Here is a 14,328-nt window from a genome sequence, read left to right on the forward strand (position 1 = left end):
CTCTTCTTAATTCTTCGCGACGGCAGGTTGCGCCGTCGTGGGTGCCGCCGGATCGCGCCAGCCCACGGCCAGGCCGTTGGCGTAGCGCAGATCGATGCGCGCGATGTTCGTGATCTGTTCTTTCAGCGTTTTTTCATAAATGGCAATGAAGCGGCGCATCTTCTCCACCAGATGATCGCGACCCAGGAGCAACTCGATACCGGGACCGGCACTGCCGGCACCGGTGGTCAGGAACCAGCTGCCGCGCTCGCGCAGCTCCAGACGGGCTATCGAAAAGCCCAGCGGCCGCAGCATCTGGCTCAACACCTGATACTGCTGCATCACTTGCTGCTGGGCCCGCTGCGGCCCGAACAACTGCGGCAAGTGTTCATAGTTCGCCAGTTCACGCGGAGTGAAGGCCTGGCCCTGGTTGTTCAACAGTGCCTCGTCGCCCCAGCGGGCCACTGGCAGTTGTTCTTCCAGGCGAATCACCACTTGGTCCGGCCACACCCGACGAACTTCGGCGTGGGCGATCCAGGGCATCTTTTCCAGCTCGGTGCGCATGCTCGCCAGGTCGATGGTGAAGAAGCTCGCCGCGACATATGGCGCGATCCGCTGCTGCACCGCCTGCTGGCTGATGTAGCTCAAGTCCCCCTGCACCGCGATCTTGGTGATCGGACGGTCGGCGTATGGCAGCAAGCGCTGGGCACCTTCATAGGTGCCAAAGCCCAACGCCACCAGCAGCACCGGCCAGAACAGGCTTTTCAGAAAACCAAAGTTGGCTTTCGGCAGGCGCACCGACATCGGCTCTTTGGCCACCATACGGCTGGCACCCCGCGGCACCGGCTTGCGGCCGGGTGCGGGTTGCTGATGACGAAGCGACGCGCCTTGCATGGACTTAACCTCTCGCCTCAAGACTGGCTGCCAGGATGGCCAATACCAACTGCTGGAAATCCAGACCGGCCGCACGAGCGGCCATCGGCACCAGGCTGTGGTCGGTCATCCCGGGAGCGGTGTTCACTTCCAGGAACCAGAACTGCCCCTGGGCATCCTGCATCACATCGGCACGCGCCCAACCGGCGATACCGAGCGCCTCACAGGCTTTCGCCGTGAGGTCCATGAGTTCCTGTTCCTTGGCGCTATCGAGGCCGCATGGAATCCGGTACTGGGTATCGGAAGCCAGGTACTTGGCGTCGTAGTCGTAAAACGTGTGGGGAGTACCCAACGCGATCGGTGGCAGCACCTGGCCACGCAGGGTTGCGATGGTGAACTCCGGACCCTGAATCCATTGCTCGACCAACACTTGCGAATCGTAGGTACTGGCCGCCTTCCATGCCTCGATCAATTCGGGCGCGGAAGTCACCTTGGCCATACCGATACTGGAGCCTTCATGAGCCGGTTTGACGATCAAAGGCAGGCCCAGTTCCGCCACCGCGGAAATACAGTCGGCTTCCGAACTCAGGACCGCGTGACGCGGCGTCGGAATACCCAGGCTGTGCCAGACCTGCTTGGTGCGCAGCTTGTCCATGGCCAGGGCCGAAGCGAGGATGCCGCTACCGGTGTAGGGAATCCCCAGGCATTCCAGCAGGCCTTGCATGCTGCCGTCTTCTCCGCCACGGCCATGGAGAATGATGAAGGCGCGATCGATCTTCTCGCTCAAGAGGCGCTGCAGCAGGTCGTCACCGACATCAATGCCGAAGGCGTTCACGCCGCCACTCTGCAAGGCTTCAAGCACGGCCTTGCCGGACTTCAGCGACACTTCACGCTCGGCGCTCTTGCCGCCGTAGAGCACGGCAACGCGACCGAAATCGCTCGGCTTTACGGTGGAGAACAGGTTGGCGTAGGCAGCTGTCATTTCGCCCCCTTGCCAGCGGCCACAGCACCGGCGAACAGCGGGCTGTTGAGCAGTTTTGGCGCCAGGCCACCGATATCACCGGCGCCTTGGCACAGCAGGATGTCACCAGCACGCAGCAGTGGCTTGACCAGCGGTGCCAGGTCGACGCCTCGCTCGATGTAGATCGGGTCCAACTGGCCCCGTTGCCGAATGCTGTGGCACAACTGGCGGCTGTCAGCGCCCGGAATCGGCTCTTCACCGGCCGGGTAGACCTCCATCAACAGCAGCACGTTGGCATCGGCCAGCACCTGCACGAAGTCGTCGTACAGATCGCGGGTACGGCTGAAACGGTGCGGCTGGTAGACCATCACCAGACGGCGTTCCGGCCAACCGCCACGCACGGCCTTGATCACTGCCGCGACCTCGGTCGGGTGGTGCCCGTAGTCGTCCACCAGCATGACGTTGCCGCCTTCCACCGGCAGTTCGCCGTAGACCTGGAAGCGCCGGCCCACACCCTGGAAGCCCGACAGCCCCTGGACAATGGCTTCGTCGCTGATGCCTTCGTCGGTGGCGATGCAGATGGTCGCCAGGGAGTTCAGCACGTTGTGGTTGCCCGGCATGTTCACCGACACGTCCAGCGGCTCGCGGTCACGACGCAGCACGGTGAAGAAGGTCTGCATGCCTTGCTGGCGTACATTGATGGCACGCACGTCGGCTTCTTCGCTGAAGCCGTAGGTCACGGTCGGACGCTTGACCTGCGGCAGGATATCGCGCACCACCGGATCGTCCAGGCACATCACCGCCAACCCGTAGAACGGCAGGTTATGCAGGAAGTCGACGAAGGTTTTCTTCAGTTTGTTGAAGTCACCGTCGTAGGTCGCCATATGGTCGGCGTCGATGTTGGTGACCACGGCCACCAGCGGCTGCAGATGCAGGAAGCTGGCGTCGCTTTCGTCGGCTTCGGCAATCAGGTAACGGCTGGTGCCCAGCTGGGCATTGGTGCCCGCTGCATTGAGCCGACCACCGATGACAAAGGTCGGGTCCAGACCGCCCGCGGCGAACACCGAAGCCAGCAGGCTGGTGGTGGTGGTCTTGCCGTGCGTACCAGCCACGGCAACGCCGTGACGGTAGCGCATCAGCTCAGCGAGCATTTCCGCCCGCGGCACCACCGGAATGCGCCGTTCCAAGGCAGTGGCGACTTCCGGGTTGGAGGTGTTCACGGCGCTGGAAACCACCAGTACATCGGCGTTCGCAGCGTTCTCGGCGCGGTGGCCGATAAAAATCTGTGCACCGAACGACTCCAGGCGCTCGGTGACCGGCGACGCCTTGAGATCGGAACCGGAGACCTGGTAACCCAGGTTCAGCAGCACCTCGGCAATCCCGCACATGCCCACGCCGCCAATACCGACGAAATGGATACGACGGATACGGCGCATTTCCGGTTGCGGCATGGCTTTTTGATTCTCAACCATGGGCCACCTCCAGGCAGATATTCACCACATCGCGGGTGGCATCGGGTTTGGCCAGGCGGCGCGCAGCCTGGGCCATCTTGTCGAGTCGTTCTGGTTGCATCAAAACCTCTGTCAGGCGAGCGGCAAGGTCCGCTGCACCAGTCGTTCTTTGCGGCATCAGGAAGGCAGCACCTTCACGAGCCAAATATTCGGCATTGCGGGTCTGGTGATCGTCGATCGCATGGGGCAAAGGCACCAGCATCGAAGGCAGACCGGCAGCAGCCAGTTCGCTGACGGTCAACGCGCCTGCGCGACAGACCACCAGGTCGGCCCAGCCATAGGCTTGAGCCATGTCTTTGATAAAGGGCTGCACTTGCGCCTCGACGCCGGCGGCGCGATAGCGCTCTGCAGTGACTTCATCGTGGTTTTTACCAGCCTGATGGAACACCTCCGGACGCAGCTCGGGGGCGACCTGTGCCAGGGCTTCCGGCAATAACTTGTTCAACGGCTCTGCCCCCAGGCTTCCGCCCAGGATCAGCAAACGCGCCTTGCGTCCGGCCAGGGCCTCGCGCGGTGTGTCGAGGAACAGTTCGGTGCGCACCGGATTGCCCGTGGTGCGGCGGCTGTCGGAGGCTCCGAAGGTGTCCGGGAAAGCTTCGCAGACTCGGGCGGCCAACGGCACCAGCAGCCGATTGGCGGTACCGGCCACAGCATTCTGCTCGTGAACGATCACCGGCACCCCCGACAACTTGGCGGCAACACCACCAGGGCCGGTCACATAACCACCAAAACCCAGCACACACACCGGCTTGAGTTGCCGAATGATCCGCCGGGCCTGGAGCACCGCCTTGATCAGGACGAACGGCGCCTTGAGCAGGGACAGCTTGCCCTTGCCCCGCAGCCCGGTGACGTTGATCAAGTGCAGCGGCAGGCCTGCCGCCGGTACCAATTCGTTCTCGATCCCACGGGGAGTACCCAGCCAGTGCACGCTGTAGCCACGGGCCTGGAACTCGCGGGCACAAGCCAGCGCCGGGAACACGTGGCCACCGGTGCCGCCCGCCATGATCAGCACGTTAGCGCCCATGGATCGGCTCCTCGGCAAAGTCACTCTCACTGAACTCCATCTCTTCACTGCCCAAGTGGGTCCTGCTCTCCCATTCGATACGCAGCAACAATCCGAGGCAGGCGCAGCAGATCACCAACGAACTACCGCCATAACTGAGGAACGGCAGGGTCAGCCCCTTGGTCGGCAGCAGACCGACGTTCACCCCGATATTGATCAAGAACTGACCAATCCACAGGAACGACAAGCCATAAGCCACATAAGCGGCAAAATACTGCTTGGCTTTCTCGGCCCACAGGCCGATGTACATGCCGCGTATACAGACGAATACGAACAGCGCCACCGTGCACAAGGAGCCCACGGCACCCAGCTCTTCGGCCAGCACCGAGAACACGAAGTCGGTGTGAGCCTCCGGCAGATAGAACTGTTTCTGCACACTGTTGCCCAGGCCCACGCCCAGCCACTCGCCACGACCGAAGGCGATCAAGGCTTGGGACAGCTGGTAACCGGCACCGAACTGGTCCGCCCAGGGGTCGGCAAAGTTAGTCAGACGGGCCATTCGATAGGGCTGCATCTGAATCAGCAAGACAACCGCCGCCACCGCCAGGAGCACCATCAGGGAAAACCGGAACAGCCCGACACCGCCGAGGAACAGCATCGCCGCCGCCGCGCCCATCATCACCACGGTGGCACCGAAGTCCGGCTCCATCAGAAGCAGGCCCGCCATTGGCAGCAGAACGATGAACGGCTTGAAGAAGCCCATCCAGCTTTCACGCACTTCCTTCTGCCGCCGCACCAGGTAGCCGGCGAGGTAAATCACCACGAACACCTTGGCAATCTCGGAGGGCTGAACGTTAAAGAAGCTGAAACCGATCCAGCGCATCGAACCGTTCACTTCACGGCCAATCCCCGGAATGATCACCATCACCAGCAAGCCGAAGGCACCAATCAACATCATCCAGCCCAGGCGCTGCCAGGTGGCGATGGGAATCATCATGGTGACAATGCAGGCCCCCAGGCCCAACACGATGTAGATAAGGTGGCGAATCATGTAATACAGGGCACTGCCCGACTGCGCCGCTGCCACTTCGGTAGAGGCCGATGCAATCATGACCAGCCCCAGGCCGAGCAGCGTCAGGCAGCCGGCGAGCATCGGGAAATCAAGATCGATGCCACGCCCAGTGATGAGCGGTGACGGATATGGCTTGATGATGTTTCTCAGATTCATGCCAGTTCCTCCACGACGCGGACGAACTGGTGACCCCGGTCTTCGTAATTCTTGAACATGTCGAAACTGGCGCAGGCGGGAGATAGCAACACCACGTCGCCAGGCTGCGCGGCTGCGCGGCATTGAGCCACAGCGTCGGCCAGCGAATCGGCACGAATCAGCGGCACGGCATCGCCGATGGCCTCACCGATCTTGTCGGAGTCACGGCCCATCAAGACCACCGCGCGGCAGTTGGCCGCCACCGGGTCCCGCAGATCCTTGAACTCGGCGCCCTTGCCGTCGCCACCGGCGATCAGCACGATCTTGCCAGCGATGTCCGCACCCAGGCCTTCGATGGCAGCCAGTGCGGCGCCGACGTTGGTGGCTTTGGAATCGTTGTAATAGCCCACGCCATCCACGTCGCGAACCCACTGGCAACGGTGCTCGAGGCCGGCGAAGGTGCGCAGGGCCGAGAGCATCGCGTCGAACGGCAAGCCGACTGCATGCCCCAGGGCCAATGCCGCCAGGGCGTTGGACTGGTTATGGGCACCACGGATCTTCAGTTCGCGCACCGGCATCAGGGTCTGGAACTCGAAGGCCAGGTACTTCTCGCCATTCTCTTCCCGCAGGCCAAAGCCCTTGAAATCGGGCTTGCCCAGGCCAAAGGTCCAGCACGGCAGGTTCTCGCTCAACAACGGCCGGGACAGCGCATCCTGGCGATTGACCACCACTTGCCGCGCTCCCCGGAAGATCCGGTGCTTGGCCAGGTGATAGGCCGGCAGACCGCTGTAACGGTCCATGTGGTCTTCGCTGATGTTGAGCACAGTGGCCACTTCAGCGCCCAGCTGGTCGGTGGTTTCCAGCTGGAAGCTGGACAGTTCCATCACGTACAGCTCGACATCGTCGCTGAGCAGATCCAGGGCCGGAGTACCCAGGTTGCCGCCCACGGCGACCCGCTTGCCCGCCGCAGCGGCCATCTCGCCCACCAGGGTGGTCACGGTGCTTTTCGCGTTGGAACCGCTGATGGCGACAATCGGCGCCTTCGCGTTACGCGCGAACAGCTCGATGTCACCGGACAATTTCACGCCACGGGCAGCAGCGGCCTGCAGGGCCGGGGTCGCCAGGGCCAGGCCGGGGCTCACGTAGAGCTCGTCGGCACGGCACAGGAACTCGACGTCCAGCTCGCCACAACGCACCTCCACCTGCGGGTAGTCACGACGCAACGTGGCCAGCTCAGGTGGATTCTCCCGCGTATCGGCCACCGCAAAAGCCACGCCCCGGTTCGCCAGGAAGCGAACCAGGGACATGCCGCTCTTGCCGAGGCCGACAACGATGCGGAAGTGGTCAGAAGCGATCAGAGACACTCGTTCTACCTCAGCTTCAGGGTGGCAAGGCCGATCAACACGAGGATCACGGTGATGATCCAGAAGCGGACAATCACGCGAGGCTCGGGCCAGCCCTTGAGTTCAAAGTGGTGGTGGATCGGCGCCATGCGGAACACACGGCGACCGGTCAATTTGAAGGAAGCGACCTGGATCACCACCGACAGGGTCTCCATCACGAACACACCGCCCATGATGAACAGGACGATTTCCTGACGGACGATCACCGCAATGGTGCCCAGGGCCGCGCCCAGCGCCAGTGCGCCGACGTCGCCCATGAAGACTTGTGCCGGATAGGTGTTGAACCACAAGAAACCCAGGCCGGCACCGATCAGCGCACCGCAGAAGACGATCAGCTCGCCCGCCCCCGGTACGTAAGGAATCAGCAGGTATTCGGCGAACTTCACGTTACCCGACAGGTAGCAGAAGATCCCCAGCGCGCCGCCGACCATCACGGTCGGCATGATCGCCAGGCCATCGAGGCCGTCGGTCAGGTTGACCGCGTTACTCGAACCGACGATGACGAAGTAGGTCAGGACCACGAAACCGATACCCAGAGGAATACTCACGTCCTTGAGCATCGGAATCAGCAGGGTGGTTTCCACCGGACTCTGTGCGGTCATATAAAGGAAGATCGCGGCGCCCAGGCCGAACACCGACTGCCAGAAATACTTCCAGCGGCTGGGCAAGCCACGGGAGTTCTTCTCGATCACCTTGCGGTAGTCATCGACCCAACCGATGGCGCCAAACGCCAGGGTGACCACCAGCACTACCCACACATAGTGGTTGCGCAGGTCGGCCCAGAGCAGGGTGCTGATACCGATAGCGGAAAGAATCAGCGCGCCGCCCATGGTCGGCGTACCGGACTTGGACAGGTGGGACTGCGGACCGTCATTACGCACGGCCTGGCCGATCTGCCGGTTTTGCAGAGTACGGATCATCCACGGACCCAGGCACAGCGCCAAAGACAGCGCAGTCAGTACCCCGAGAATCCCGCGCAGGGTCAGGTACTGAAAGACCGCGAAGCCTTTGTAGAACTGTTGCAGGTACTCCGCTAGCAGCAGCAGCATCAATGTTTCTCCGTGCTCGAGCCGCACAAAGCCGCGACGATGTTTTCCATCACCGCGCTGCGCGATCCCTTGATCAAAATGGTGGTATTTGGGTCTTGCTCGACGTCCAGGGCGGCAATCAGATCAGCCTGGCTGGCGAAGTGGCGCGCGTGTTCGCCGAATGCGGCAACGGCATGAGCCATCATCGGGCCTACGGCGTAGAGGGCCGAAACCTTGCCAGCGGCATATGCACCTACTTCGCGGTGCCCCTGCTCCGCCCACTCGCCCAACTCGCCAATGTCTCCGAGCACCAGGACGGTGCGGCCGGAAAAGCCGGCGAGTATATCAACGGCGGCACACATTGAGGTGGGGTTTGCGTTGTAAGTGTCATCGATCACCCGCATGCCGTTCTTGGACAGTTGGGCAACGGTGCGGCCCTTGACCGGCTGCACAGCGTTCAGGCCAGTGACGATGCCGAACAGCGAGACACCCATGGCATGGGCTGCGGCAGCAGCAGCCAGGGCGTTGGCCACGTTATGGGTGCCAAGCAGGTTCAGTTGCACCCTATCCACGCCCTTTGGGCTGTGCAATGTGAAGGACGGGCAACCACGGGCATCACGACCGATATCCGAGGCATGGAAATCTGCTGCGCTGTTGTCCAGGGCAAAGCTCAGCACCTGGCGACCGGCGGCTCGGGTCTTCCAGATTGGGAAGGCCTTGTCGTCCAGATTGAGCACCGCGATCCCGGCGCTATCGAGCCCCTCGAGAATCTCGCCCTTGGCTTCGACGATTTTCTCCGGGCCGCCGAACTCACCGACGTGAGCGGTACCTGCATTATTGATGATCGCCACATGGGGGCGAGTCATGGCCACGGTGTAGGCGATTTCGCCGATGCGTGACGCACCCAGCTCGATCACCGCAGCGGTGTGTTCGGGGGCCAGTTCCAGCAGTGTCAGCGGCGCGCCCAGATCATTGTTCAGGTTGCCCCGGGTTGCCAGCACTGGACCACGGGTACGCAGGATGCTGGCCAGCATCTCCTTGACCGTGGTCTTGCCGCTGGAACCCGTCACCGCAGCCACCGGCTGGGTAAAGGCGCCACGATTCAGAGCGCCCAATTGGCCGAGGGCCAGACGGGTATCCTTGACCAGCAACTGAGGCAGGGTGCTGTCCGGAACTTCACGTTCAACCAACGCAGCTACGGCACCTTTGCCTGCCACTTCGTTCAAGTAGTCATGGCCGTCAAAACGGGGGCCCGTCAAGGCAACGAACAACTGGCCCGCCTGAATCGCCCGGCTATCGATACTGACACCACTGAAACGCACGTCGCCCGCGATCAAGCGGGCATCCAATGGGGCCGATACTTCACTGAGCAGCAAGGCTTTAAGCATGTGCCACCTCCCATGCGGTCAAGGCCTTGTCGGCTTCAGCAAGGTCGGAGAAGTCATGGCGCTGGCCATTGATCTCCTGATAATCCTCATGGCCCTTACCCGCCAGAACCACCACATCGTCTGCCGATGCGGCGGCGATCAATCGAGCAATGGCGAGGCCACGACCGGCAACAAAATCGACCTTGTCTACCGCGCTGAAACCAGCACGGATGTCGTCGAAGATCTGCGCAGGGTCTTCGCTGCGTGGGTTGTCATCGGTGACCAGCACACCATCTGCCAGGCGCTCTACCACTTCGGCCATCAGCGGACGCTTGCCACGATCGCGGTCACCGCCGCAGCCGAACAGGCAGAGCAGACGCCCCTTGGCGTGAGGGCGCAGGGCCAGCAATACTTTTTCCAGGGCATCCGGAGTGTGGGCGTAATCCACGACCACCAGGGGCTGAGTACCACCACCCAGGCGTTGCATGCGCCCGGCAGGACCTTCGAGCTTGGGCAGCACGGCGAGAATTTCGTCCAGTGCATACTCCAGGCCCAACAAAGCACCGACCGCAGCCAGCACATTGCTCAGGTTGAAGCGTCCAAGCAGAGCGCTGCGCAGATGGTGCTCGCCCTGCGGAGTCACCAGGGTTGCGCGAACGCCGTCGTCGTCGAAGGTCGCCTCACGGCAATACAGATAAGCAGAGGCATCCTCGAGACTGTAAGTAATCAGCCGTGACTCGTGCTTGTCCGCTGCCAGTTGCCGGCCGAACTCATCATCGAGATTGATTACCCGGCAACGCAGGTCAGTCCAGTTGAAGAGCTTCGCCTTGGCTGCGCCATAGGCTTGCATGGTTCCGTGGTAATCCAGATGGTCACGGGACAAATTGGTCAGCACCGCAACATCGAATGCCAGGGCCGCCACGCGCCCCTGATCCAGACCATGGGACGAGACCTCCATGGCCACCGCCTTGGCGCCGGCGTTTTTCAGGTCAGCCAGGGTCGCCTGCACAGCGATAGGGTTAGGCGTGGTGTGCAAGCCACTTTCCAGCGCGCCATAGAAGCCAGTGCCCAGCGTGCCCACCAAACCACAACGCTGGCCCAACAGATCCAGTGCCTGAGCCACCAACTGGGTAACACTGGTCTTGCCGTTGGTACCGGTCACGCCCAGCAGATTCAGCTGGCGGCTTGGATCACCATAAAAGCGTCCGGCAATATCCGACAGCTGCGCCGCTAGGCCCTTGACTGGAATCAGCGGCACATCAGTCAGCGGCAATACAGTTGCGCCTTCCACCTCATAGGCCACTGCAGCAGCACCGCGCTGCAAGGCGTCGGCAATATGCGCACGGCCGTCAAACTTGGCGCCGGGTACCGCCAGGAACAAATCACCGGCACGTACATTGCGGCTGTCCAGCGTCAACTCGCGGATCAGCAGATCGCGACCAGCGTGGGCGAAAATCTTGTTCAGGCTAAGAGACATTAGCCGCGCCCTCCATTAGCTCGTACTGGGGTACCGGGCACCGCATTGGCCTGTTGCGTGGCCGGCAGATTATCCGGAGTGATGTTCATCAGGCGCAGGGTGCCGGACATCACTTTGCTGAACACCGGAGCCGATACCAGGCCACCGAAGTAACCGGCCTTGCTCGGCTCGTCGATCACCACCACGATGGCATAACGCGGATCGCTCATCGGGCCGAAACCAGCAAACAGCGAACGATAGGAATTCTCGGCATAGCCTTTGGTGCCGACCGAAGTCTTGCGCGCGGTACCGCTCTTGCCAGCCACGTGATAGGCCGGAACCTGGGCACGGAACACGCCCCGGGGCGCCTCGATCACCTGCTGCAGCATGCCCTGCATAGTCTTGGCGACGTTTTCCGGAATCACCTGGGCGGTTTGCGGGGTCTTGTCGGATTTGATCAGCGTCAGTGGAGCGATCCGACCGTTGTTGGCCAACGCGGAAAACGCGTGGACCAGCTGGATCGCGGTCACCGAGAGGCCGTAGCCATAAGACAGGGTCGCGGTTTCAGCCTTGCGCCATTCACGGTAGTTCGGCAGGTTGCCGACTCGCTCGCCAGGGAAGCCCAGGCCGGTGTCCTGACCCAGGCCAATCTTCTGTGCCAGACGAAAAATGGCTTCACCACCGATATCGAAGGCGATCTTGCTCATGCCGACGTTACTGGAGTTGATCAGGATGCCGGTCAGATCAAGCACCGGCCCTTCGGTCTTCGACACGTCACGAATGGTGTATTTACCCAACTGCAGGGTGCCCGGATAGACCTCGACAGTATCGCTGGGCTTCCAGCGCCCGGTTTCCAGAGCGGCACTCATGGAGATCGCCTTCATGGTCGAGCCAGGCTCGAACACGTCGATCATCGCGCGGTTACGCATCATCGCCGGCTGTAAATTGCGGCGGTTGTTCGGGTTGTAGGTCGGCTGGTTGACCATGGCCAGGATCTCGCCGGTCTTCACGTCCATGATCACCAGGCTGCCGGCCTTGGCGCCATTTTCGACAATGGCATTGCGCAGCTCACGGTTGGCCAGGTACTGCAGGCGCAGGTCAATCGACAACGCCAAGGGCTTGCCGGCCTTGGCGTTCTTGGTGACCTGGACATCCTTGATCAATCTGCCGCGCCGGTCCTTGATCACCTGGCGCTTGCCGGGAACACCGGCGAGCCATTCGTCATAGGCCAGCTCGACCCCTTCGCGGCCACGGTCGTCAATGTCGGTAAAGCCAACCATGTGCGCGGTCACTTCGCCGGCCGGATAGAAGCGCCGGAACTCCTCAATGCCATAGACGCCCGGCACCTTCAGATCGAGCACCGCCTGGCCCTGCTCCGGAGTCAGGCCCCGGACCAGATAGATGAATTCTTTATTGGCCTGAGCTTCAAGACGCTCGGCCAACGCCTTGGGGTCCTGACCAAGAGCCATGGCCAATGCTGGCCAGCGGTCCTTGGCCAACTGCATTTCCTTGGCATTGGCCCAAAGCGTGGTCACTGGCGTACTCACGGCCAGAGGCTCGCCATTGCGATCGGTGATCAGGCCACGGTGAGCGGGAATAGGGATGTGCCGGACACTGCGCGCATCGCCCTGCCCCTTGAGGAAGTCACGGTCGACCACCTGCAGATCGATAATGCGCCAGCCAATCGCCGACACCATGATCGCCAGCAGACCCAGCACCACACGGAAACGCCAGGGGTAGAGAGCGCCTTCAAGTTTCATGGCGCCACCATGCGGACTTCAGCCGCGCCAGGGATATGCATCTTCAGCTGTTCGGTGGCCAGCACTTCGATCCGGCTATGAGCGGTCCAGGTGCTTTGCTCGAGAATCAACCGTCCCCATTCGGCCTGGGCCTTGTCACGCACACTCAACTCGCCATACAGCGTATTGAGTAATTGACGATTCCAGTGGGCGCTGTAGGTAACCGCAATCGCGGAGACCAAAACGCCAACGAATAGCAGAAGCATGAAAAAGCTTCCGCCTGGAAGAGGCTTGGCGAAGAGCTTGCTCACCGAAGCTTCTCCGCAACACGCATGACCGCACTACGGGAACGGGGATTGGCTTTGAGCTCGGCCTCGGAGGCGAACTGCGCTTTGCCATGAATCTTGATTTTCGGCACGAAGGCTTCGAAACGTACCGGCAGGTTGCGCGGCAGATTGTCGGACTCGCCCTTCACCAGGCGCCGCATGAACAATTTGACGATGCGATCTTCCAGGGAGTGGAAGCTGATCACCACCAGGCGCCCCCCCACTTCCAGCGACTCCAGTGCCGCTTCAAGGCCGGCCTCGAGATCACCCAGTTCGTTGTTAACGTGGATGCGCAATCCCTGGAAAGCCCGAGTAGCAGGATTCTTGCCCTTCTCCCAGGCAGGATTGGCGACTTTAAGCACTTCGGCCAGATCGGCGGTGCGTTCGAAGGGCTGGATTTCACGACGCTCGACGACGGCCCGCGCCATGCGCCCGGAGAAGCGCTCTTCACCATACTCCTTGAACACACGGGCAATTTCCTCGACGGGTGCGGTGGCAATGAACTGCGCAGCGCTGATACCACGAGTCGGGTCCATGCGCATGTCCAGAGGGCCATCATTGAGAAAGCTGAAGCCGCGCTCAGGATCGTCCAGCTGTGGAGAAGACACGCCAAGATCCAGCAGAACACCGCTGACCTTGCCTGCCAGGCCGCGCTCCGCGACCTCCGAACCCAACTCGGCAAAACTGCGCTGTACAACGACAAAGCGGCCGTCTTCGGCCGCTAGCGCTTGCCCGGTGGCAATCGCTTGAGGGTCCTTATCAAATCCGAGGAGCCGGCCCTCCGTTCCGAGCTTGCTGAGAATCAAGCGGCTATGCCCGCCACGGCCGAAGGTGCCATCCAGATAGCAGCCATCAGGGCGCACGGCGAGAGCCTCGACGGCTTCGTCAAGCAGCACGGTGATGTGGTTAAAGCCGCTATCAATAGTCACAGGATCAAATCACGCAGTTCATCAGGCATCGCGCCCGGTTGTTGAATAGCCGCCAGGTCAGCCGCAGAAACAGCATCCCAGGCATCCTCGTCCCACAATTGGAACTTGTTCAGTTGGCCCACCAGCATCGCGCGCTTATCCAACTTGGCATATTCACGCAGGCGCGGCGGCACCAGAAAACGACCACTGCCATCGAGTTCAAGATCGACGGCATTACCAATCAGCAAACGCTGCAAACGACGGTTTTCTTCGCGAAGCGAAGGCAATGCGCGCAGTTTGGTTTCTATCAGCTCCCACTCATCGAGGGGGTAAACACACAAACAAGGATCAACAGCGTCGATAGTGACGATTAATTGCCCAGAACTTCGCGAAACGAGCTCGTCACGATACCGGCTCGGCATGGCGAGACGGCCCTTCGCATCGAGACTGATAGCGTTAGCTCCGCGAAACACGTCAGCGTTTCTCCAAATTTTAGCGTTTTGCGCTCAAAAAACCCACTTCATGCCACTTTCTGCCACTTGCGCACACTATAGGAATGCGCCCACA

General features: G+C 61.5%; 13 protein-coding genes. All 13 read right to left on the reverse strand.

All coding sequences use genetic code 11. The features are described from left to right. Positions 1 to 6: 6 nt before the first annotated feature. The 13 genes from KHO49_RS24275 to mraZ are packed head-to-tail and all read right to left on the reverse strand — an operon-like array spanning position 7 to position 14,234. Positions 7 to 873 carry a cell division protein FtsQ/DivIB gene (locus KHO49_RS24275; protein ID WP_102860327.1) on the reverse strand — a complete coding sequence of 289 codons (867 nt, stop codon included), beginning with the start codon at positions 871 to 873 and terminating at the stop codon, positions 7 to 9. A 4-nt stretch (positions 874 to 877) separates the two neighbouring features. Then, a complete protein-coding gene (locus KHO49_RS24280; protein WP_102860326.1) occupies positions 878 to 1,834 on the reverse strand; it encodes a D-alanine--D-alanine ligase in 957 nt (318 codons plus the stop codon). After that, the gene (murC, locus tag KHO49_RS24285) at positions 1,831 to 3,285 is read right to left on the reverse strand and encodes a UDP-N-acetylmuramate--L-alanine ligase (RefSeq protein WP_102860325.1); all 1,455 of its coding nucleotides are present in this window, start codon (positions 3,283 to 3,285) and stop codon (positions 1,831 to 1,833) included. Before murC ends, KHO49_RS24280 begins: the two co-directional genes overlap by 4 nt. Further along, positions 3,278 to 4,348 carry an undecaprenyldiphospho-muramoylpentapeptide beta-N-acetylglucosaminyltransferase gene (murG, locus tag KHO49_RS24290; protein WP_213665928.1) on the reverse strand — a complete coding sequence of 357 codons (1,071 nt, stop codon included), beginning with the start codon at positions 4,346 to 4,348 and terminating at the stop codon, positions 3,278 to 3,280. The genes murC and murG overlap by 8 nt, the downstream gene beginning before the upstream one ends. Continuing rightward, positions 4,338 to 5,555 carry a putative lipid II flippase FtsW gene (gene ftsW / locus KHO49_RS24295; RefSeq protein WP_102860323.1) on the reverse strand — a complete coding sequence of 406 codons (1,218 nt, stop codon included), beginning with the start codon at positions 5,553 to 5,555 and terminating at the stop codon, positions 4,338 to 4,340. The genes murG and ftsW overlap by 11 nt, the downstream gene beginning before the upstream one ends. Further along, positions 5,552 to 6,898, reverse strand: a complete 1,347-nt coding sequence (gene murD / locus KHO49_RS24300) for a UDP-N-acetylmuramoyl-L-alanine--D-glutamate ligase (protein ID WP_102880871.1) — start codon at positions 6,896 to 6,898, stop codon at positions 5,552 to 5,554. Before murD ends, ftsW begins: the two co-directional genes overlap by 4 nt. Positions 6,899 to 6,903: 5 nt before the next feature. After that, complete coding sequence (mraY, locus tag KHO49_RS24305; protein WP_102860321.1) at positions 6,904 to 7,986, reverse strand: phospho-N-acetylmuramoyl-pentapeptide-transferase; 1,083 nt, start codon at positions 7,984 to 7,986, stop codon at positions 6,904 to 6,906. Next, on the reverse strand, positions 7,986 to 9,353 hold the full coding sequence (locus KHO49_RS24310; protein WP_102880872.1) for a UDP-N-acetylmuramoyl-tripeptide--D-alanyl-D-alanine ligase: 1,368 nt from the start codon (positions 9,351 to 9,353) through the stop codon (positions 7,986 to 7,988). Before KHO49_RS24310 ends, mraY begins: the two co-directional genes overlap by 1 nt. Beyond that, the gene (locus KHO49_RS24315; protein ID WP_110596350.1) at positions 9,346 to 10,809 is read right to left on the reverse strand and encodes a UDP-N-acetylmuramoyl-L-alanyl-D-glutamate--2,6-diaminopimelate ligase; all 1,464 of its coding nucleotides are present in this window, start codon (positions 10,807 to 10,809) and stop codon (positions 9,346 to 9,348) included. The genes KHO49_RS24310 and KHO49_RS24315 overlap by 8 nt, the downstream gene beginning before the upstream one ends. Beyond that, a complete protein-coding gene (locus KHO49_RS24320; RefSeq protein ID WP_102860318.1) occupies positions 10,809 to 12,548 on the reverse strand; it encodes a peptidoglycan D,D-transpeptidase FtsI family protein in 1,740 nt (579 codons plus the stop codon). Before KHO49_RS24320 ends, KHO49_RS24315 begins: the two co-directional genes overlap by 1 nt. Next, positions 12,545 to 12,838: a cell division protein FtsL gene (gene ftsL / locus KHO49_RS24325; protein ID WP_102860317.1), complete on the reverse strand. Its 294-nt coding sequence runs from the start codon at positions 12,836 to 12,838 to the stop codon at positions 12,545 to 12,547. Before ftsL ends, KHO49_RS24320 begins: the two co-directional genes overlap by 4 nt. After that, entirely contained in the window at positions 12,835 to 13,782 is a 948-nt protein-coding gene (gene rsmH, locus KHO49_RS24330; RefSeq protein ID WP_162884089.1) for a 16S rRNA (cytosine(1402)-N(4))-methyltransferase RsmH, read from the reverse strand. The genes ftsL and rsmH overlap by 4 nt, the downstream gene beginning before the upstream one ends. Continuing rightward, positions 13,779 to 14,234, reverse strand: a complete 456-nt coding sequence (gene mraZ, locus KHO49_RS24335; protein ID WP_019693566.1) for a division/cell wall cluster transcriptional repressor MraZ — start codon at positions 14,232 to 14,234, stop codon at positions 13,779 to 13,781. Before mraZ ends, rsmH begins: the two co-directional genes overlap by 4 nt. Positions 14,235 to 14,328 lie beyond the last annotated feature (94 nt).

Origin of the sequence: Pseudomonas sp. RC4D1 (genome assembly GCF_018390395.1) — a bacterium.
In the GTDB taxonomy this organism is placed as follows: Bacteria; Pseudomonadota; Gammaproteobacteria; order Pseudomonadales; family Pseudomonadaceae; genus Aquipseudomonas; species Aquipseudomonas danubii.